Raw genomic sequence first — 18,445 nt, 5'->3', positions numbered from 1 at the left:
TTTAGCTTGCGGCTTTAACAGCAGCGTCATCCAGTTCGGATGCGCGTTTCCATGCCGGACGGGCTTGCAGCCGCTCACAATAGGTGTCGAAGGCCGGACGATGCGGCAGACTGCCGAACATCATGCCCCAGCCAATATGGGAACCGACATAGACATCGGCGGCTGTAAAACGATTGCCGGTGATATAGGGATGGCGCAATATCGCCTTTTCCAGTGTGTCGACCACGCTGTCGTAATTGCCATAACCCATCATGCGCTCGCGGTCCGGCGGGACTTCAAAGCCCATGGAGCGGTTTGAAAGGGCTGCTTCCAGTGGACCGGCGGCGAAGAACATCCAGCGATAGAAATCTGCGCGTTCATCCGGGTGGGGCGCAAGTCCAGCTTCTGGAAAGGTGACGGCCAGATAAGCGCAGATCGCCGCAGCTTCGGTGACGACGGCTTCGCCATGGCGCAGCGCCGGAACTTTGCCCATGGGGTTCACGGCACAAAATTCAGGGCCCTTCATCGGAGGGCCAAAGTCGAGAATTTGTACGTCGTAGGGCTTGCCCGTTTCCTCCAGCATCCAGCGTGCGATACGTCCACGCGACATGGGATTGGTGAAAAGCGTGAGGTCAGCCATTTTTTCCTCCTGAACCTGATTGGCACAGGATGCGCGTTTTCCCTTATGAAGCAAATCAAAAAGAAAACGGCGGGATGAACCCGCCGTTTTGCATTCTTACGAAAGCTGGTGCTGATTAAGCAGCCATTGCCTTCTTGAGGTTTTCGTCGATCTTGTCGAGGAAGCCAGTGGTCGAGAGCCACGGCTGATCCGGACCGATGAGAAGTGCCAGATCCTTGGTCATGAAGCCGCTTTCGACAGTGTCGACGCAGACCTTTTCCAGCGTGTCGGCAAAGCGCTTCAGCTCGGCATTGTCGTCGAGCTTGGCGCGGTGTGCGAGACCACGGGTCCATGCGAAGATCGAAGCGATCGAGTTGGTCGAGGTTTCCTCGCCCTTCTGATGCTGGCGGTAGTGACGGGTCACAGTGCCGTGTGCAGCTTCAGCTTCAACGGTCTTGCCATCCGGCGTCATCAGAACCGAGGTCATCAGGCCGAGCGAGCCGAAGCCTTGAGCCACAATATCCGACTGAACGTCGCCGTCGTAGTTCTTACAAGCCCAGACATAGCCGCCGGACCACTTGAGCGCCGAAGCAACCATATCGTCGATGAGGCGATGTTCGTACCAGATCTTTGCCGCCTTGAACTTGTCAGCGAATTCGGCCTGGTAGACTTCCTCGAAGATATCCTTGAAGCGACCGTCATAGGCCTTCAGGATGGTGTTCTTGGTCGAGAGATAGACCGGGTAGTTGCGCTGCAGGCCGTAGTTCAGCGAAGCGCGTGCAAATTCGCGGATCGATTCGTCGAGGTTGTACATGGCCATTGCCACGCCAGCCGCCGGAGCCTGATAGACTTCGTGTTCGATGGTTTCGCCGTCTTCGCCGACGAACTTGATCGAAAGCGTGCCCTTGCCCGGGAACTTGAAATCGGTCGCGCGGTACTGGTCGCCGAAAGCATGACGGCCAACGATGATCGGCTGGGTCCAGCCGGGCACGAGGCGCGGAACGTTCTTGCAGATGATCGGCTCGCGGAAGATAACGCCGCCGAGAATGTTGCGGATGGTGCCGTTAGGCGACTTCCACATCTTCTTGAGCTTGAATTCTTCAACGCGCGCTTCGTCAGGGGTGATCGTCGCGCACTTTACGCCGACGCCATGTTCCTTGATTGCGTTGGCTGCATCGATGGTGACCTGGTCATTGGTCGCATCGCGGTTTTCAACCGACAGATCGTAATATTTCAGATCGACGTCGAGATAGGGATGGATCAGCTTGTCCTTGATGAACTGCCAGATGATGCGGGTCATCTCGTCGCCGTCGAGTTCAACGACTGGGTTCGCAACCTTGATTTTTGCCATGGATGAAGCCTCTTTTTAAATTCGTCGCGCCCCTATAGCACCCGTAGGGAATAAGGCAAAGCTCTCAAGCCTTATTCTTTGGCCTATAGGTGAAATTGGCAGTCAAAAAATTGGGAAGGGTGCTGGTTTGGGTCAGGCAGCGCGATGCGTTGTGGTCTCGCTGTTGCGCGGCTTCTTCCAGCTCTCCTGCTGCTGGCGATAATTTTCCTGTTCGCGCGCCAGAATAGCATCGGCGTCGAGCGCGGAAATGGCTGCCGCCTTGTCGGTCGGCACAAGGCCGCTCAGTTGCAGTGAGAGATAGCGCCCGCAGCAGACGCGCAGGAACGAAGCAAAATTTTCGAGGTCATGGCCTTCCTCGCGGGATTCACCATAGAGCTTGCCGATAAGGCGGCTCACGCTGAGGCCATCACGGGAAGCGACATCTTCCAGTGTCCACCAGAAGAAGTTTTCAAGCCGGACGCTGGTGACAACGCCATCAATGCGTAGAGAGCGCGTCACGCTCTGCCAGAGTTCTGGATTGGCACCGATGAACAATCTGCACATGATTTTCTCCCGGATGAAGCTCTCCGGATAGTTTTGCGCAATATGAAGCTGCCTGCAACCGGATGATGGTTGCAGGCAAGATCAAGTCGGCTCAAGCGTGCGTGATCTTGGTGCCGAGAACACCGAGGAACTGCGACAGCCATGCCGGATGGGCGGGCCAGGCCGGTGCGGTGACGAGGTTTCGGTCCGTCACGGCCTGATCGACCGGAATGTCGGCATAGGTGCCGCCGGCAAGTTCGACTTCCGGGCGGCAAGCCGGGTAGGCCGAGCAGGTGCGACCTTCCAGTACGCGGGCGGCAGCGAGCAGCTGAGCGCCGTGGCAGACAGCGGCGACTGGCTTGTTTGCTTCGAAGAAATGCTTCACCACGGCGATGACCTTGTCGTCGAGGCGCAGATATTCCGGCCCGCGACCGCCGGGAATGACCAGCGCATCGTAGCTTTCAGCCTTCACATCAGCGAAAGTGGCGTTGAGCGCGAAATTATGCCCAGGCTTTTCAGTATAGGTCTGATGACCTTCGAAGTCGTGAATCGCGGTGGCGACATGATCGCCCGCTTTCTTGCCGGGGCAAACGGCGTGAACCGTGTGACCGACCGCAAGCAGGGTCTGGAACGGGACCATGGTTTCATAGTCTTCGCCGAAATCACCGCACAGCATGAGAATTTTTTTACCGGACATGGCTTCCTCCCTGAATCCTGATTTTCCGTGTGGTTAATCTGGCATGGATGACGCGAGGGCAGGTGTTATTCGGATACTACACACGGCTTTTTCCCATGAACGTAAGAGCCTGTTCCAAAAGTCGCCCTGTGTGGCTGCAAATGGCAATTTTCTACATTCCGGTGCTCACGTACCATTAGTACGCTCCGCTCCGGTACTCGAAAATCACCATTTTCGCACACACATGCCGCTTTTTGTTTCAGGCTCTAAGGGGAATCTTTGCGATTTCGCGTCAATTATGTCAGGGAAACGCCACGATTATATCTATGACGGAAAGCATCATGGCAGGAACCGACAAACAGCGCCCCTTTATCGCGGAAGGACCGGCAATCGTGCTGGTGGAGCCGCAATTGCCGGAGAATATCGGCATGGTGGCGCGCGCCATGGCGAATTTCGGTCTGGCTGAACTGCGTCTCGTCAATCCGCGTGAGGAGTTTCCAAGCGAAAAGGCGAGGGCCGCTGCCAGCAAGGCCGACCATGTGATTGACAATGCGATCGTATATGACGATCTGCCGTCGGCTATTGCCGATCTGAATTTTGTCTATGCCACTACAGCCCGTGAACGCGATGGCTTCAAGCAGGTGCGCAGCGCCGTTGAGGCTGGCAACGAGTTGCGCAGGCGTTTCAAAACCGGCGAAAAGACCGGCATTCTTTTCGGTCGTGAACGTTTCGGCCTCAGCAATGAGGAAGTGGGTCTTGCCGACGAGTTGGTGACTTTCCCGGTCAACCCGGCGTTTGCTTCGCTGAACATCGCGCAAGCCGTGCTGCTGATGTCCTATGAGTGGATGAAGTCCGGTCTGGAAACGGAGACCGAAACGGTTTTCCGTGGACCGGAGATGGAACTCGCACCGAAGCAGGAACTGCAGGGCTTGTTCAACCATCTGGAAGAAGCCCTTGATGTCAGAGGTTATTTCCGGCCGGAAGCGCGCAAGGAAATCATGGTCAATAATCTGCGTGCCGTTCTGACGCGCGCCGGTTTTGCCTCGGCAGAATTGAAACTCCTGCGCGGGGTGGTCACCTCGCTTGATGTATTCACGCCGAAGAAGCCGCGTGGCTCAGGTGCGCCGGAAGGTCGTGCCCGCAAGCCCGCACCAGAGGACAAGCCAGAATGAAAGACGCGCCCGTCGCCAGCTTTTCCGCATCCGTAACAACCGACAAGGAAAGGCCAATACTGGTCTTCGACAGCGGTATTGGCGGTTTGACGGTATTGCGCGAGGCGCGGGTGATCATGCCGGACCGGCGTTTCGTCTATATCGCCGACGATGCCGGTTTCCCTTATGGCGGTTGGGAAGAAGAGGCGCTGCGGGCGCGCATCGTCGAGCTGTTCGGCGGTTTCATCGCAACGCATAATCCCGAAATTGCGGTTATTGCCTGCAATACGGCTTCGACGCTGGTGCTGGACGATTTGCGCCGCGCTTATCCATCGGTGCCTTTCGTGGGAACGGTTCCAGCGATCAAACCTGCTGCCGAGCGCACGTCATCGGGGCTTGTTTCCGTGCTGGCGACACCCGGCACGGTGAAGCGTGCTTATACGCGCGATCTCATCCAGTCTTTCGCCTCGCAATGCCATGTGCGTTTGGTCGGTGCCGACCGGCTGGCAGGCGTTGCCGAGGCGCATATTCGCGGCGAAGAGATCGACGAGGCGCTTGTCGTGGAACAGATCGCACCGTGCTTTATCGAGAAGGATGGCAGACGTACCGATATTGTTGTGCTCGCCTGCACCCACTATCCGTTCCTTGCCAATGTTTTCCGCCGTCTGGCGCCGTGGCCGGTTGACTGGCTCGATCCGGCGGAAGCGATTGCGCGCCGAACCGTATCGCTGCTGCCGCCGCGCAAGGGCGATTTGGAGCTGCATCATCACGACGATCTGGCGGTATTCACCTCGCAGAAGCCCGATTATGCTGTCCGCAGGCTGATGCAGGGATTTGGACTGCAATTCGCATAAGTCTTGTTCTTAAGGCCTTGAATTTTCCTGATGTTACGCGATCATGCCTGTGATCCATCGATAAGGAAAAAAGATGACCGGCACGATACCGCAGATCAACCTTCCTTCAGGTCAGACCGTTCCCGCTTTGGGACAAGGCACCTGGTATATGGGGGAAAACGCCGGGAAGCGTCACCATGAGGTCGAGGCGCTTCGGCATGGTATCGATCTTGGCATGACATTGATCGACACTGCGGAAATGTATGCCGATGGCGAGGCCGAGGACGTTGTGGGCGAGGCCATAACGGGTCGCCGCGACGATGTGTTTCTGGTGAGCAAGGTTCTGCCCTATAATGCGTCGCGTCGTGGCACGATTGAGGCGTGCGAGCGTAGTCTGAAACGCCTTGGCACGGATCGTATCGATCTCTATCTGCTGCACTGGCGTGGACGTCATCCGTTGGCGGAAACAGTGGCCGCTTTCGATGAGTTGCAGCAGGCAGGCAAGGTCGTTGCCTGGGGTGTCAGCAATTTCGATACGGCTGATCTGAAGGAACTGTCCGGTGTTGCGGGTGGTCAGGCTGTCGCGACCAACCAGATCCTCTATAATCTCACACGGCGCGGACCGGAATTCGACCTCATGCCTTGGTGCGATCAGCATCATATTCCGCTGATGGCCTATTCGCCTATTGAGCAGGGGCGGTTGCTCGGCAATCGCGTTTTGGCGGAGATTGGTGCCGAATGCGGTGTTACCCCTGCCGCTGTCGCACTGGCCTGGACTATGCGCAAAGGCAATGTCATTGCCATTCCGAAATCATCGAACCCGCACCACGTTCGGGACAATAGAAAAGCCGCAGATCTGCGGCTTTCCGGAGAGCAATTGGCGCGTCTTGACCAGGCTTTTGCGCCACCTTCGCGAAAAGTGGCGCTGGAGATGCTCTGATAATATCCTGTCAGATTGAATCAGGTTTTCGCTATAACTATTTATTTTAACGAATTTTCTGTGTTTCAGAAGCACTTGATTTTATGAGCGGCGCGTTAGCGAGAGTCTTTCTTTGCCTGCCGCACGCTTGCCGTCTTGCGGTTGCGTCCGCGATCTGCAGTTCGTGTGAACGTGCTGGATTTTTCGTTCGGAACATTGCGCATGCCCAGATGTGCGTGGCGCGTATTGAAGGTCTTGCCCTTCCTTTCGCTGGCGAGCTTTGCTGCAAGCGCCTTCTGGGCGTTGGCGATCAGATCGTCAGCAGCAGCCATCTGTTCGCGGCGTTCGACTTCGCCATTGATACGGGCCACAGCCGTTGCAAGAACAGCAACCTTGAGATGGGAGCCATCATCGCGCTTTGAGGCGGTAGCGCCACGGGCAGCCGACTTGCCACGCATTTCGCGACGGCGCTGGTTGGCCTGATCGCGTGCCTTCTGGCGGCGTTCGCGGATCAGTTTTGCCAGTTGCGCCAGTTCTTCATCAGACACTTCCTGCAAATGCGGATGCTGGGTTTTTTCAACCAGCTCCTTCTCGTCTGCATTGAGCGCACGCGCCTGATCCTTTCTGCTGACGGCCATGGGATATCCTTTCCTTAAAAGAGCAGTTCCCGTAAAATCCCAATAGGGATATAGGCCTGCCTTCTGGACCGGAAAGAGCGTGATTTAAGTTTTTATGTCGCTCCTTTTACAACGCCCGCTCCATTCTCAGCCATGGAACTATCACGATGACTTCCCGTTATCTCATCTGGAGATAAGCGCGGAGATCAGCACATGGAAATCGTTGAAACTCGTATCGGTTCGATTGGTGGTTTTAAGCTCTACACGGTCGAGTTTATCGCCGAGGGTGATGAAAAAGTGTTCGTGACTTTCGAGAATGAAACCGGAGCAGAGTTGAAGCGCGATGATGCCATTCGTCGTGCAGCGGTCAGGCTTGGGGCGGCGCTTGGCGTGGCAGCCATGGAGTGCGGGATCGAGCCGGACCGGTTGCTGACGCGCCCAAGCGCAAGGCGTGCAGGTGACCGGGCAGAACTGGAACGTCAGCTGGATGAGGGGCTGGAGGATACGTTCCCCGCGAGCGATCCGGTGTCCGTGACCAGTTCTGCAATACCCGCATCCGCCGATCCGAAATCCTGAGATGATGAAAACAGAAAAGCCGAAGCATCTGCTCCGGCTTTTCATGTTGATAAAGTGAATCTCTTTTTTTGTATAACTTATTGAATTATAGAAAAAATCAGAGATTACGACGCTTGCCTTCCAGAATGTCCAGAACAGCGCGGGCGCAGTCCAGCACATTCGAGCCGGGGCCGAATACAGCCGCCACACCGTGGTCGAAAAGATACTGATAATCCTGACGTGGCACCACGCCGCCGCAGACCACGACGATATTTTCAGCGCCCTTGGCTTTCAAGGTTTCGACAAGTTGCGGCAGCAAGGTCTTGTGACCGGCGGCGAGCGACGACACGCCAATGACATGCACTTTCGACTTGATCGCCATGTCGGCGGCTTCGTCGGGTGTCTGGAACAAGGGGCCGGCCAGAACTTCGAAACCGATATCGCCGAAGGCCGACGCTATAATCTTCGCGCCGCGATCATGTCCGTCCTGCCCAAGCTTGGCGACCATCACCTTTGGCTTTGCGCCGCTATGCTGGGAGAATTCTTCCAGCCGCGATACCAGCATCTGATATTCCGGCTCGTCCTTATAGGCGTCGCCATAGACCTTGCGAATGACTTTGGGCTCGGCAGCGTGGTCACCGAAAGCACGGCGCATGGCGTCGGAGATTTCGCCGACTGTGGCGCGAGCACGGGAAGCTTCCACAGCGGCGGCAAGAAGATTGCCTTCACCGCTGGTCGCGATTTTCTCAAGTTCAGCAAGAGCCGCTTCCACCTTGGCCTTGTCACGCGTCTGGCGGATACGCTCGATGCGGGCAATCTGCGACTGGCGCACAGCGGTATTGTCGATTTCGAGAATGTCGATCTCGTCTTCCTGTTCCAGACGGAACTTGTTGACGCCGACGATCACTTCCTCGCCCTTGTCGACTGCAGCTTGCCGCCGGGTGGCAGCTTCTTCGATCAGCCGCTTCGGCAGGCCACTTTCAACGGCCTTGGTCATGCCACCCAGACCTTCAACTTCCTCGATCAGCGCCCAGGCTTTTTCCGCCAGTTCATTGGTCAGGCTCTCGATGTAGTAGGAGCCCGCCAGCGGATCGACCACCTTCGTCACGCCGGTCTCATTCTGGAGAATGAGCTGCGTGTTGCGGGCGATACGTGCCGAAAATTCGGTAGGCAAAGCAATGGCTTCGTCGAAGGCGTTGGTGTGCAGCGATTGCGTGCCGCCCAGCGCTGCCGACATGGCCTCGAATGCCGTGCGCACGACATTGTTGTAGGGGTCCTGTTCCTGCAGCGATACACCAGACGTCTGGCAATGGGTGCGCAGCATCAGTGAGCCCGGCTTTTTCGGCTCGAACTCCTTCATGATGCGCGTCCAAAGCAGGCGTGCAGCACGCAGCTTGGCGATTTCCATGAAGAAATTCATGCCAATGGCGAAGAAGAACGACAGGCGACCGGCGAAGTCGTCGACATTCAGGCCCTTTTGCAATGCCGCACGCACATATTCGCGTCCGTCGGCCAGCGTGAAGGCCAGCTCCTGCACCAGCGTCGCGCCGGCTTCCTGCATGTGATAGCCGGAGATGGAAATCGAATTGAATTTCGGCATTTCCGTTGCGGTATAGGCGATGATGTCCGCAATGATCCGCATGGAAGGTTCCGGCGGATAAATATAGGTGTTGCGGACCATGAATTCCTTGAGAATATCGTTTTGGATGGTGCCGGAAAGCAGGTCGCGCGACACGCCCTGTTCTTCGCCCGCAACAATGAAATTGGCGAGGATCGGGATGACCGCGCCATTCATGGTCATCGACACGGAGACCTTCTCAAGCGGAATGCCGTCGAAGAGGATTTTCATGTCCTCAACGGAGTCGATGGCCACGCCCGCCTTGCCAACGTCACCAACGACACGCGGATGGTCGCTGTCATAGCCGCGATGGGTGGCAAGGTCGAAAGCAACCGAAACGCCCTGCTGCCCGGCGGCAAGCGCCTTGCGGTAAAAGGCGTTGGATGCTTCGGCGGTGGAGAAGCCGGCATATTGGCGGATGGTCCACGGACGCCCGGCATACATGGTGGCGCGCGGGCCACGAACGAAAGGCTCGAAGCCCGGCAGGCTGTCCAGATGGTCAACATTTTGCAGATCGTCCGCCGTATAGAGCGGCTTCACGTCAATGCCTTCCGGCGTATGCCAGACAAGGCTATCCGCCGGACGCTTCAGTTCCTTCTCGGCCAACGCTTCCCAATCCGCGCGGGTTTTCTGCGTCATTGGCTTATTCTCCATCCCATCTTGCCCTCACCCTGAGGTGGGAGCGTAGCGACCCTCAAAGGGCGAGGGTCCAGTTCGTCAGTATATCGATCCTGTCCGGCTTCCCCATCCTTCGAGACGCACCCTGCAGGCGCTCCTCAGGATGAGGAAACTACGGCTGGAGGAGGCGCGAAGCGCCGTCTCCAAGATCACTCGAATTCCATGATCAGCTCATCGACAGCAAGGCTCTCTCCGGCCTTGACCGCAATGCGCTTGACGGTGGCGCGGCGCTCTGCGCGCAGCACGTTTTCCATCTTCATGGCTTCGACTGTTGCAAGCGGCTGCCCGGCTTCCACCGTAGCGCCTTCCTCGGCCAGAATCGAGGTGATGACGCCCGGCATCGGGCAAAGCAGCATTTTCGACGTATCCGGTGGCAGCTTGATTGGCATCAGCTTTGCCAGCTCCGCAACACGCGGTTTGCGCACATGCGCCGTCAGGTCCATGCCGCGCCAGCGCAGACGCCAGCCGGAACCCACACGAGCAACCTTCACGCTGACCGGCTTGCCACCGACCGTGAATGTGGCAAGCTGGCTGCCGGGGTGCCAGTCGCTGGCAATGGTGAGGTCGCCTCCATCGGCGAAATTCACCGTTGCGCCGCCTTCGCCATCCGCAAGGCGAACGGGCACCAGATGATCGCCGATCTTCACAACCCAGTCGTTACCCGGCTTAACGTCCTGACCGGAAATACGACCGGAAATCTGTCCATCACGGGTGACGACGGTGAGATTGATATGGGCTGCGACAGCGGCCAGCAGACGCGCATCGTCTTCTGACGGTGTCACGCCAGCGAAGCCATCAGGATATTCCTCGGCGATAAAGGCCGTGGTCAGCGCACCGGCTCTGAAGCGCTGGTGATCCATGACCGCAGACAGGAACGGCAGATTATGGCCGATGCCTTCAACTTCAAATGCGTCGAGCGCATGGCCCATGGCGTCGATTGCGGCAAGGCGATCCGGACCCCAGCTGCAAAGCTTGGCGATCATCGGATCGTAATACATCGAGATTTCGCCGCCCTCGAACACGCCAGTATCATTACGGATGACGGTTCCATCTTCGCGACGGCCTTCCACAGGCGGCCGGTAGCGGGTCAAGCGACCGATCGATGGCAGGAAGTTGCGATATGGGTCTTCGGCATAGAGACGGCTCTCCATGGCCCAGCCGTTGAGCTTTACGTCTGCCTGACCGAAGCGCAGCTTTTCACCGGCGGCGACGCGGATCATTTCTTCCACGAGATCGATGCCGGTGATGAGTTCCGTCACCGGATGCTCCACTTGCAGACGCGTATTCATTTCGAGGAAATAGAAATTGCGGCTGCCATCGACGATAAACTCAACCGTACCGGCAGAATAATATCCCACAGCCTTGGCAAGCGCGACGGCCTGTTCGCCCATGGCCTTACGGGTTGCTTCGTCGAGGAAAGGCGAGGGTGCTTCTTCGATCACCTTCTGGTTTCGACGCTGGATGGAGCATTCACGTTCGCCAAGATAGACGACGTTGCCGTGCTGGTCGCCGAGCACCTGAATTTCGATATGGCGCGGTTGCGTGATGAATTTTTCGATGAAAATGCGGTCATCGCCGAAGGAGGCCTTGGCTTCGTTGCGCGACAGTTGAAAGCCTTCGCGGGCTTCCTCGTCGTTCCACGCAATACGCATACCCTTACCGCCACCACCGGCAGACGCCTTGATCATCACCGGATAGCCGATCATGCTTGCGATCTTCACCGCTTCGTCGGCATTCTCGATCAGACCCATATGGCCCGGCACGGTGGATACGCCTGCTTCCGCGGCCAGCTTCTTGGAAGTGATCTTGTCGCCCATCGCGTCTATGGCGTTCACCGGTGGTCCAATGAAGGTGACATTGGCCGCCTTCAGCGCTTCGGCAAAGCGCGGGTTTTCCGACAGAAAGCCGTAGCCCGGATGCACGGCATTCGCACCGGTCGCCTTGATCGCATCCAGAATCTTGTCGATGACGATGTAAGACTGGTTGGAAGGTGCCGGGCCGATATGAACGGCCTCGTCGGCCATTTTCACATGCAGCGCATTGCGGTCGGCGTCGGAATAAACCGCCACCGTCGCAATGCCCATCTTCTTTGCGGTCTTGATCACACGGCAGGCAATTTCGCCGCGATTGGCAATGAGGATTTTCTTGATCATTTTATCTACTCAACTGAACCGGATCACAGCGGAATGGTGTCGTGCTTTTTCCAAGGCGTGCTCTGCTGCTTGTTGCGCAGGCTGGCAAAAGCGCGTGCAATGCGGCGGCGCGAGGAATGCGGCATGATCACCTCGTCGATGAAGCCGCGTTCGGCAGCCACGAACGGATTGGCGAAACGCGCCTCATATTCCTTCGTGCGTGCGGCGATCTTTTCCGGGTCGCTCAACTCCGAACGGTAGAGAATTTCCGTTGCGCCCTTGGCGCCCATTACGGCGATTTCCGCCGTCGGCCAGGCATAGTTGATATCCGCGCCGATATGTTTGGAGGCCATCACGTCATAAGCGCCGCCATAGGCCTTGCGCGTGATGAGCGTGACCATCGGCACCGTCGCCTGACTATAGGCGAACAGCAGTTTTGCACCGTGCTTGATGACGCCGCCATATTCCTGCGCTGTGCCCGGCAGAAAGCCCGGCACGTCCACTAGGGTCAGGAGGGGGATTGAGAAAGCATCGCAGAAGCGCACGAAGCGCGCTGCCTTGCGTGAGGAATCGATGTCGAGGCAGCCTGCCAGCACCATGGGCTGGTTGGCGACGACGCCGACGGTTTGGCCCTCAATACGCAGGAAGCCGGTAATGATATTCTTGGCGAAGGCTTCCTGAATTTCGAAAAACTCGCCTTCGTCGGCCAGCGCGAGGATCAGTTCCTTCATGTCGTAAGGCTTGGTTGCGCTGTCGGGGATCAGCGTATCGAGCCGCATTTCCAGCCGCGACGGATCGTCATGGACCGGGCGAACCGGCGGCTTGTCGCGATTGTTGAGCGGCAGGAAGTCAAACAGGATGCGCACCTGTTCCAGCGCTTCGATGTCATTCTCATAAGCGCCGTCAGCGACCGACGACTTTGCGGTATGCGTGCGCGCGCCGCCCAGTTCTTCCGCCGTGACGATCTCATTCGTCACGGTCTTCACCACATCAGGGCCGGTGACGAACATGTAGGACGAGTCGCGCACCATGAAGATGAAGTCCGTCATGGCCGGGGAATAGACCGCGCCGCCAGCGCACGGGCCCATGATGACCGAAATCTGCGGGATGACGCCCGAAGCATCGGCATTGCGCTTGAACACATCGGCATAACCGGCCAGCGAAGCGACGCCTTCCTGAATACGCGCACCGCCGGAATCGTTGAGACCGATGACTGGTGCACCGTTCTTCATCGCCATATCCATGATCTTGCAGATCTTCTGGGCATGGGTTTCCGACAGTGAGCCGCCGAGCACGGTGAAATCCTGGCTGAACACGTAAACCTGGCGGCCATTGATCGTGCCCCAGCCGGTGACAACGCCATCTCCTGCCACTTTCTGCTCCGCCATGCCGAAATCGGTACAGCGATGTGTGACATACATGTCGAACTCCTCGAACGATCCTTCGTCGAGAAGCACGTCGATGCGTTCGCGTGCGGTCAGTTTGCCTTTGGCGTGCTGGGCGTCGATACGGCGCTGGCCACCGCCAAGACGCGCTTCGGCGCGGCGGGCTTCGAGCTGTTCTAGGAGTTCCTGCATTATTGCGGCCTTCGAAAGTCGGTTATAAAGCTGAAATGATAGGCATTTTTAGCACCACAGTTGCATTCTTCGTGATGCCGGGCTGCAAAGAGCAATTTTGTGCGTTCCGGTCCTCACGTACGTTGAAGTACGCTCCGCTCCGGTACTCGAAAATCACTCTTTTCGCCATGGCCTGACGAATTTGCAACTGCCGTGAGATGCGTTTTCTGAAATGCTTAAAGCGCTTGTGAGCCGTCGAGAAAAGCTTGAAAAGGTACGATTGTGTAAGTTATAAATTTGCAAATAGCAAAATGCGAAATTGCGAAATGGCACCCAAGAAGCTCTATGTCGGCAGGAAGATACGCGAAATCCGCGAGCAGCATAAGGCGACGCAGTCGGCTTTTGCTGAACGTCTCGGTATTTCAACGAGTTATCTGAACCAGATCGAGAATAACCAGCGTCCGGTTTCGGCTGCTGTCCTGTTGGCGCTGGCTGAAAACTATCAGATCGATATCGGCGCAATTTCGCTTGGCGATGATGACCGGTTGCTATCGGCGGTATCCGAGGCGCTGGCCGATCCCGTATTCGACAATTACAAGCCGAACCTTCAGGAACTGAAACTCATCACCCAGAATGCGCCGGGGCTGGCCCATGCTCTGATCGCATGCCATCAGGCTTATCGGCGCAACAGTGAGCAGCTTGCCAGCCTTGATCACCAGCTGGGGCGCGCACCATCGATAGCGGAGCCCGCGCCTTATGAGGAAGTGCGCGACTTCTTTCATTTTATCGACAATTATGTGCATGAGATTGATGTTGCAGCAGAAAAGCTTGCAGAGCAGCTGGATATTCCCGGACGGGATATCGGCGTAGCCCTACCGCAATATATGGAAGAGCGGCATCGGGTGCGGCTGGCGAGAGCTGGCTCCGACGAGGCGGTTCTGCGCCGCTTCGATCCGGTGGCGCGGGTTCTCTATCTCAATCCCTATTCGCCAGCTTCCACGCGTCATTTTCAGATTGCGTTTCAGATCGCCGAGCTTGAAATGGAAGATCTGGTCAATGCGATAGCAAGACGCGCCGATTTTCGCTCGGTTGAAGCGGTCGAGATCTGCAAGATCGGCCTGCGGAACTATTTCGCGGGCGCGCTGGTCATGCCTTACCAGACTTTCCTCGCAGCGGCGAAAGAGTTGCGCCATGATCTTGAACTGCTGGCGTCGCGCTTTGGGACCAGTCTGGAGCAGGTTGCACATCGTCTCAGCACTTTGCAGCGCTCGGGCCAGCGCGGCATCCCTGTGTTTTTCGCGCGCATCGACCGCGCAGGTAATATCACCAAGCGCCACAGTGCCGCCAAGCTGCAATTTGCGCGTTATGGCGCTGCCTGTCCGCTCTGGAATGTGCATCAGGCTTTTGAAATGCCGGGACGGATTATCCGTCAGCTGGCGGAAACGCCCGATGGCGCACGCTATCTTTGCGTGGCTACAGAACTGACGAAGAGCGAAGGGGGTTTCAACGCCCCACAGCGGCGCTATGCCATCGCGCTTGGCTGCGAAGTCGGCTATGCGCATGATTTCGTCTACGCGGATGGTCTTGATATCACGGCGCGGTCCGCTTTTGATCCCATCGGGGTTTCATGCCGGATTTGCGACCGTGCAGAATGTGTGCAGCGCGCCGTGCCGCCACTTAAGAGCAGGCTGGCGGTCGATCACGACCGCCGTGGTATCCTGCCTTACCGGCTGATGTAGATAGGGTATTTCTGGTTTCAATTGAAACCAGAAATACCCTATCCATTTGTTTTGACGCACATCTTATCCGAAAACCGTTTCACACTTTTCGGGATGTGCTTTAGAAACCGGCATGTTCCTTGAGGAAATCGGCTTCGTCTTCCGTCGTGCTGCGACCTAGCACCTTGTTGCGGTGCGGGAAACGTCCGAACTGCTCGATGATATTGTGGTGTTCGCGGGCAAAGCCGAGCGAATATTGATCGCCGAGCTTTTCATAAAGATCGACGCAGCGGCGCTGGTTGTCCAGATTTTCGCTATGCATGAAGGGCAGATAGAAGAACTGCCGCTCATCAGCGGAAAGCTGCCGGTCGAAATCGTGGTCAAGCGCCTGCATGGCGACATCGAGCGCCAGACCATCGCTCTCGAAGGAGCGGGACGAGCCGCGGAACATATTGCGCGGGAACTGGTCGAACAGAATGGTCAGGGCCAGTGCGCTTTCCGGCTGTTGTTTCCAGGATTCGAGCTTGCCAGCACGCGCGTCTTCATAAGCGGCTGCGAATTTCTCGCGAATCTCTTCGTCGATAGCATCGCTTTTCGTGAACCAGTTTTCACGCATCTTGGCTGAAAACCAGAATTTGAGCACATCTTGCGGTTCAATAGCCATTGGGGGCCTCCTTTTCTGGTTTTTCGTCTCTTGTTGCAGGCACAGTGACTACTGAGCCTTGGGCGGAGCCTGATCCGGCTGCGGGCAGGGCGGCTCTCCCTTGAAGTTGCGAGACATACAGCCGAATCGGTCAAAACTCTTGCCCGTATCCATGGCTGCTTTCCCCGCGCCGCCGCAACCGGTGAGGATAATGCCGGATAGCAGGGTGAGGGAGATGACTATACCGGGTCGTTTCATGATGCTTTTCCCGAAATTGGACAGGCGCTGTAGGCTGACATGATAATAGGTACGGGTCGCAGGCAGAACAATAGAGCGGTTGCGCTCCGTTAACCTCGCATACCCCTAAGGGTTCACATTCTCGCCCGATTAATCGGGTATGATTGCAACCATTAACCGGTCAGCAAGTTCTAGGTCGTAGTACCGATCGGTAATGGCCTCGTGGCGGAATGCAACGCAGGGAGCCTGCAAACTCCCCTGTCCTTGGTTCAAACCCAGGGCGAGGCCTCCATCATCCTCTTCCTCGATAATTTGGCACATTCTGTTCGGGGATCCACACATCCTGTGGTGCTGCGCCGGTCTGGTAAAACACATCAATCGGGATGCCGCCGCGCGGATACCAGTATCCGCCGATGCGAAGCCATTCAGGTTGCAGCAGATCAACCAGACGCTTGCCGATGGTGACGGTGCAATCTTCATGGAAAGCACCGTGATTGCGGAATGAAAACAGGAAGAGCTTGAGCGATTTGCTTTCCACCAGCCAGCGGTCCGGCACGTAATCAATCATCAGATGAGCGAAATCCGGCTGGCCGGTCATGGGGCAGAGCGAGGTGAATTCTGGCGCGGTAAAACGCACGCAATAGCGCGTGCCATGCTGCGGATTGGCGACTTTTTCGAGAACTGCTTCTTCGGGCGAGGTTGGCACGCCGGTGGCCGAACCCAGCTGGGTAAGGCCGGAATATATTGTGTTTTCTGACATTTAAGCGCCTTTCGTCAGGTTACGGCGCAGCCAGTTTCGCGCTTATGCGCGCTGCTCAAGCATTGCTGCTTGGCTCTTGTCCTTGTTTTGACCGGGTAGGCTGCGACCGGTGGCAAAATTGCCGATGCGGCTGACTACCAGCCAGCCGTGCGGGCGTAAAGCAAAATGAATACAGGAAGGCCCGCGCGAGGGGGCGGCGCGGGCCTTCCTTAAACCGGCTTCAATCGGCTTGCTTTAACGCATATTCCGAAAACCGTTCCAGACGTTTCAGAATATGCTCAGCGGCGATCCGAGATCGCACATCCGATGGCCACGCCGATCAGAATGCCGAGAATGCCGGCCGTCCCGAACAGCGTAGTCGCCGTTCCGGGGTTCTCGCGTATCGTTTCCGCCACCACTTGTCCGCGATCACGAACAGCTTGCGCCGTGTGCCGCAGCCGACCCGATACGTCATCCATTGCGTCTTCCGCACGCTCCCGGAATTCTCCGGATTGGGAGGCAAGCGTACGGGAAAGACGTTTCAACTCACCGCGCATATCGGCGATCTGCTTTTCCAAAGCCTGCTGGATATCGTTGGTGGTCTTGTCTTCGGCCATTTGTCGTCTCCGTTTATTGATGCAAGGAAAACGTGCGGAAGGCCGTTCGGTTCCATTCCATTTCAGACCACTCGCGAGGCTTATGGTAAACGGATCATAAACCATTTTAATTTACCAATTTCGAATACATGAACTGTCTGGAGCGGGGCCAGAATGTATATCGAGAATGGTGCGCCTATCAGCCGAAGCGAGCCGGTTTCAGCACGTATCGTCAAAGCCGCAGCGCTTGCGCAATGCTGCATTGATCAGCAGGAACCGCCGCAATCACGCGCTTTTGCCGAAGCAAGCCTGACGTTGATGCTGGATGATCCGTCGCCCAAAGTGCGTATCGCCATGGCCGATGTTCTGTCCACCAGTGCGCATTCCCCATTGCATATCGTCACGGCGCTTGCTGCCGATCAGCCTGAAGTGGCGGGCTATATTATCGCCCGCTCGCCGCTTTTGAGCGAGGCGGACCTTATCGACCGTGTTTCCTTTGGTGCGCCGCTAATCCAGTTGCTGGTCGCGGCCCGCCCGCAAGTTTCAATCGCGCTTGCTGCCGCTATTGCAGAAGTCGGCACGTTTGAAGCGGTCGCCGAACTGCTTCGCAACGGTTGCGCACGGATTGCCCCGCTGTCATTCCGTCGGATCGCGGAGCGTTGCGGACATGAACCCCATGTGCGTGAGGCGCTACTGGCGCATCCGCAACTGCCCGCCGATTGCCGTCACTTGCTGGTGGTGAAGGTTGGCGATGCCTTGAAAGAAATGCCGCTGGTCAGTCGCCTGCTTGGCGAGCGCCGCGCTGCGAAGCTGGTTGGCGATGCCGCCATGCGTGCCTCCATCGATATTGCCGAAACCTGCTCGCATGAGGAGTTGCCAGCCGTGGTGGAGCATCTGCGTCTGCGCGGTGAGGTGACGACAACTTTCATCATTCGCGTTGTCGCGGGCGGTCGTATCGACCTGTTCGCGGCTCTGATGGCATCGCTGTCTGATTTGGATGAAGACCGTATCTGCTCGATCATTTCGCATGGACGCCCTGCGGCGCTGGTTGCGCTGTTGCGTTCAGCCGGGCTGGGTGATGCGACCCACGCCGCGCTGATCGCAGCCATAGAGGCGTGGCGCGCTGTTGCCAGCGGACGCAGCAAGTTTGGCCCAGTGGAAGTCTCCGCCCTGATGCTTGAAACCGCTGGCAAAAGCAGACAATTGGCTGCAAATGACGATCTCTTTGCGTTGCTGCGCTCAATCCATCAGGAATTCATGCGCCAGACCGCGCGCGACAGGCTGAGCCTGATGTCCGTCGCCTGAT

General features: G+C 57.1%; 18 protein-coding genes. 6 read left to right on the top strand and 12 right to left on the bottom strand.

What is annotated here, in order from left to right; all coding sequences use genetic code 11:
- Position 1 precedes the first annotated feature (1 nt).
- The 4 genes from QBD01_RS18910 to QBD01_RS18895 all read right to left on the bottom strand — a co-directional run bounded on the left by QBD01_RS18910 (position 2) and on the right by QBD01_RS18895 (position 3,168).
- On the bottom strand, positions 2–619 hold the full coding sequence (locus QBD01_RS18910; RefSeq protein ID WP_280994091.1) for a glutathione S-transferase family protein: 618 nt from the start codon (positions 617–619) through the stop codon (positions 2–4).
- Positions 620–734: 115 nt separating this feature from the next.
- Positions 735–1,949, bottom strand: a complete 1,215-nt coding sequence (locus tag QBD01_RS18905; RefSeq protein ID WP_182521805.1) for an NADP-dependent isocitrate dehydrogenase — start codon at positions 1,947–1,949, stop codon at positions 735–737.
- A gap of 132 nt (positions 1,950–2,081) precedes the next feature.
- Positions 2,082–2,492, bottom strand: a complete 411-nt coding sequence (locus tag QBD01_RS18900; protein ID WP_280994090.1) for a ribbon-helix-helix domain-containing protein — start codon at positions 2,490–2,492, stop codon at positions 2,082–2,084.
- Positions 2,493–2,583: 91 nt separating this feature from the next.
- A complete protein-coding gene (locus QBD01_RS18895; protein WP_280994089.1) occupies positions 2,584–3,168 on the bottom strand; it encodes a DJ-1/PfpI family protein in 585 nt (194 codons plus the stop codon).
- 320 nt (positions 3,169–3,488) lie between these two features.
- Between QBD01_RS18895 and QBD01_RS18890 the strand changes: the two genes are divergently transcribed.
- From QBD01_RS18890 to QBD01_RS18880, 3 genes are all read left to right on the top strand, one after another.
- Complete coding sequence (locus QBD01_RS18890; protein WP_182521808.1) at positions 3,489–4,319, top strand: RNA methyltransferase; 831 nt, start codon at positions 3,489–3,491, stop codon at positions 4,317–4,319.
- On the top strand, positions 4,316–5,152 hold the full coding sequence (gene murI, locus QBD01_RS18885; RefSeq protein ID WP_138786838.1) for a glutamate racemase: 837 nt from the start codon (positions 4,316–4,318) through the stop codon (positions 5,150–5,152). Before QBD01_RS18890 ends, murI begins: the two co-directional genes overlap by 4 nt.
- Before the next feature lie 73 nt (positions 5,153–5,225).
- Complete coding sequence (locus QBD01_RS18880) at positions 5,226–6,071, top strand: aldo/keto reductase (RefSeq protein WP_280994088.1); 846 nt, start codon at positions 5,226–5,228, stop codon at positions 6,069–6,071.
- A gap of 95 nt (positions 6,072–6,166) precedes the next feature.
- Here the strand turns inward: QBD01_RS18880 and QBD01_RS18875 are convergent, their stop codons facing one another.
- Positions 6,167–6,688, bottom strand: coding sequence for a hypothetical protein (locus QBD01_RS18875; RefSeq protein WP_280994087.1), 522 nt, complete (start codon positions 6,686–6,688; stop codon positions 6,167–6,169).
- A gap of 192 nt (positions 6,689–6,880) precedes the next feature.
- Between QBD01_RS18875 and QBD01_RS18870 the strand changes: the two genes are divergently transcribed.
- Entirely contained in the window at positions 6,881–7,243 is a 363-nt protein-coding gene (locus QBD01_RS18870) for a hypothetical protein (protein WP_280994086.1), read from the top strand.
- Between the two features lie 97 nt (positions 7,244–7,340).
- Here QBD01_RS18870 and scpA read toward each other — a convergent pair whose 3' ends face one another.
- From scpA to QBD01_RS18855, 3 genes are all read right to left on the bottom strand, one after another.
- Positions 7,341–9,479 carry a methylmalonyl-CoA mutase gene (gene scpA, locus QBD01_RS18865; protein ID WP_280994085.1) on the bottom strand — a complete coding sequence of 713 codons (2,139 nt, stop codon included), beginning with the start codon at positions 9,477–9,479 and terminating at the stop codon, positions 7,341–7,343.
- Positions 9,480–9,667: 188 nt separating this feature from the next.
- Complete coding sequence (locus QBD01_RS18860) at positions 9,668–11,671, bottom strand: acetyl/propionyl/methylcrotonyl-CoA carboxylase subunit alpha (protein ID WP_280994084.1); 2,004 nt, start codon at positions 11,669–11,671, stop codon at positions 9,668–9,670.
- Positions 11,672–11,694: 23 nt separating this feature from the next.
- Positions 11,695–13,227, bottom strand: coding sequence for an acyl-CoA carboxylase subunit beta (locus QBD01_RS18855; RefSeq protein WP_182521814.1), 1,533 nt, complete (start codon positions 13,225–13,227; stop codon positions 11,695–11,697).
- 305 nt (positions 13,228–13,532) lie between these two features.
- Between QBD01_RS18855 and QBD01_RS18850 the strand changes: the two genes are divergently transcribed.
- On the top strand, positions 13,533–14,945 hold the full coding sequence (locus QBD01_RS18850) for an XRE family transcriptional regulator (RefSeq protein WP_182521815.1): 1,413 nt from the start codon (positions 13,533–13,535) through the stop codon (positions 14,943–14,945).
- Between the two features lie 100 nt (positions 14,946–15,045).
- On the opposite strand, the gene QBD01_RS18845 is transcribed toward QBD01_RS18850, so the two are convergent.
- The 4 genes from QBD01_RS18845 to QBD01_RS18830 all read right to left on the bottom strand — a co-directional run bounded on the left by QBD01_RS18845 (position 15,046) and on the right by QBD01_RS18830 (position 17,160).
- Complete coding sequence (locus QBD01_RS18845) at positions 15,046–15,588, bottom strand: DUF924 family protein (protein ID WP_078340812.1); 543 nt, start codon at positions 15,586–15,588, stop codon at positions 15,046–15,048.
- A 48-nt stretch (positions 15,589–15,636) separates the two neighbouring features.
- A complete protein-coding gene (locus QBD01_RS18840; protein WP_280994083.1) occupies positions 15,637–15,825 on the bottom strand; it encodes a hypothetical protein in 189 nt (62 codons plus the stop codon).
- Positions 15,826–16,096: 271 nt separating this feature from the next.
- A complete protein-coding gene (queF, locus tag QBD01_RS18835) occupies positions 16,097–16,564 on the bottom strand; it encodes a preQ(1) synthase (protein ID WP_280994082.1) in 468 nt (155 codons plus the stop codon).
- Positions 16,565–16,842: 278 nt separating this feature from the next.
- A complete protein-coding gene (locus QBD01_RS18830) occupies positions 16,843–17,160 on the bottom strand; it encodes a YqjD family protein (protein WP_078340814.1) in 318 nt (105 codons plus the stop codon).
- A 153-nt stretch (positions 17,161–17,313) separates the two neighbouring features.
- Here QBD01_RS18830 and QBD01_RS18825 point away from each other — a divergent pair, with 153 nt between their 5' ends.
- Positions 17,314–18,444, top strand: a complete 1,131-nt coding sequence (locus QBD01_RS18825) for a DUF2336 domain-containing protein (protein ID WP_280994081.1) — start codon at positions 17,314–17,316, stop codon at positions 18,442–18,444.
- The last annotated feature ends 1 nt before the right edge of the window (position 18,445 follow it).

It is taken from the genome of Ochrobactrum sp. 19YEA23, assembly GCF_029909865.1.
Classification (GTDB): Bacteria; Pseudomonadota; Alphaproteobacteria; order Rhizobiales; family Rhizobiaceae; genus Brucella; species Brucella gambitense.
The sequence above is the reverse complement of the archived record's forward strand: the minus strand, read 5'-3'. Positions and strand labels throughout refer to the sequence as shown.

Coding starts and splice junctions, on each gene's coding strand:
- QBD01_RS18910 (WP_280994091.1), bottom strand. CDS start 619: ATGGCTGACCTCACGCTTTTCACCAATCCCATGTCGCGTGGACGTATC.
- QBD01_RS18905 (WP_182521805.1), bottom strand. CDS start 1,949: ATGGCAAAAATCAAGGTTGCGAACCCAGTCGTTGAACTCGACGGCGAC.
- QBD01_RS18900 (WP_280994090.1), bottom strand. CDS start 2,492: ATGTGCAGATTGTTCATCGGTGCCAATCCAGAACTCTGGCAGAGCGTG.
- QBD01_RS18895 (WP_280994089.1), bottom strand. CDS start 3,168: ATGTCCGGTAAAAAAATTCTCATGCTGTGCGGTGATTTCGGCGAAGAC.
- QBD01_RS18890 (WP_182521808.1), top strand. CDS start 3,489: ATGGCAGGAACCGACAAACAGCGCCCCTTTATCGCGGAAGGACCGGCA.
- murI (WP_138786838.1), top strand. CDS start 4,316: ATGAAAGACGCGCCCGTCGCCAGCTTTTCCGCATCCGTAACAACCGAC.
- QBD01_RS18880 (WP_280994088.1), top strand. CDS start 5,226: ATGACCGGCACGATACCGCAGATCAACCTTCCTTCAGGTCAGACCGTT.
- QBD01_RS18875 (WP_280994087.1), bottom strand. CDS start 6,688: ATGGCCGTCAGCAGAAAGGATCAGGCGCGTGCGCTCAATGCAGACGAG.
- QBD01_RS18870 (WP_280994086.1), top strand. CDS start 6,881: ATGGAAATCGTTGAAACTCGTATCGGTTCGATTGGTGGTTTTAAGCTC.
- scpA (WP_280994085.1), bottom strand. CDS start 9,479: ATGACGCAGAAAACCCGCGCGGATTGGGAAGCGTTGGCCGAGAAGGAA.
- QBD01_RS18860 (WP_280994084.1), bottom strand. CDS start 11,671: ATGATCAAGAAAATCCTCATTGCCAATCGCGGCGAAATTGCCTGCCGT.
- QBD01_RS18855 (WP_182521814.1), bottom strand. CDS start 13,227: ATGCAGGAACTCCTAGAACAGCTCGAAGCCCGCCGCGCCGAAGCGCGT.
- QBD01_RS18850 (WP_182521815.1), top strand. CDS start 13,533: ATGGCACCCAAGAAGCTCTATGTCGGCAGGAAGATACGCGAAATCCGC.
- QBD01_RS18845 (WP_078340812.1), bottom strand. CDS start 15,588: ATGGCTATTGAACCGCAAGATGTGCTCAAATTCTGGTTTTCAGCCAAG.
- QBD01_RS18840 (WP_280994083.1), bottom strand. CDS start 15,825: ATGAAACGACCCGGTATAGTCATCTCCCTCACCCTGCTATCCGGCATT.
- queF (WP_280994082.1), bottom strand. CDS start 16,564: ATGTCAGAAAACACAATATATTCCGGCCTTACCCAGCTGGGTTCGGCC.
- QBD01_RS18830 (WP_078340814.1), bottom strand. CDS start 17,160: ATGGCCGAAGACAAGACCACCAACGATATCCAGCAGGCTTTGGAAAAG.
- QBD01_RS18825 (WP_280994081.1), top strand. CDS start 17,314: ATGTATATCGAGAATGGTGCGCCTATCAGCCGAAGCGAGCCGGTTTCA.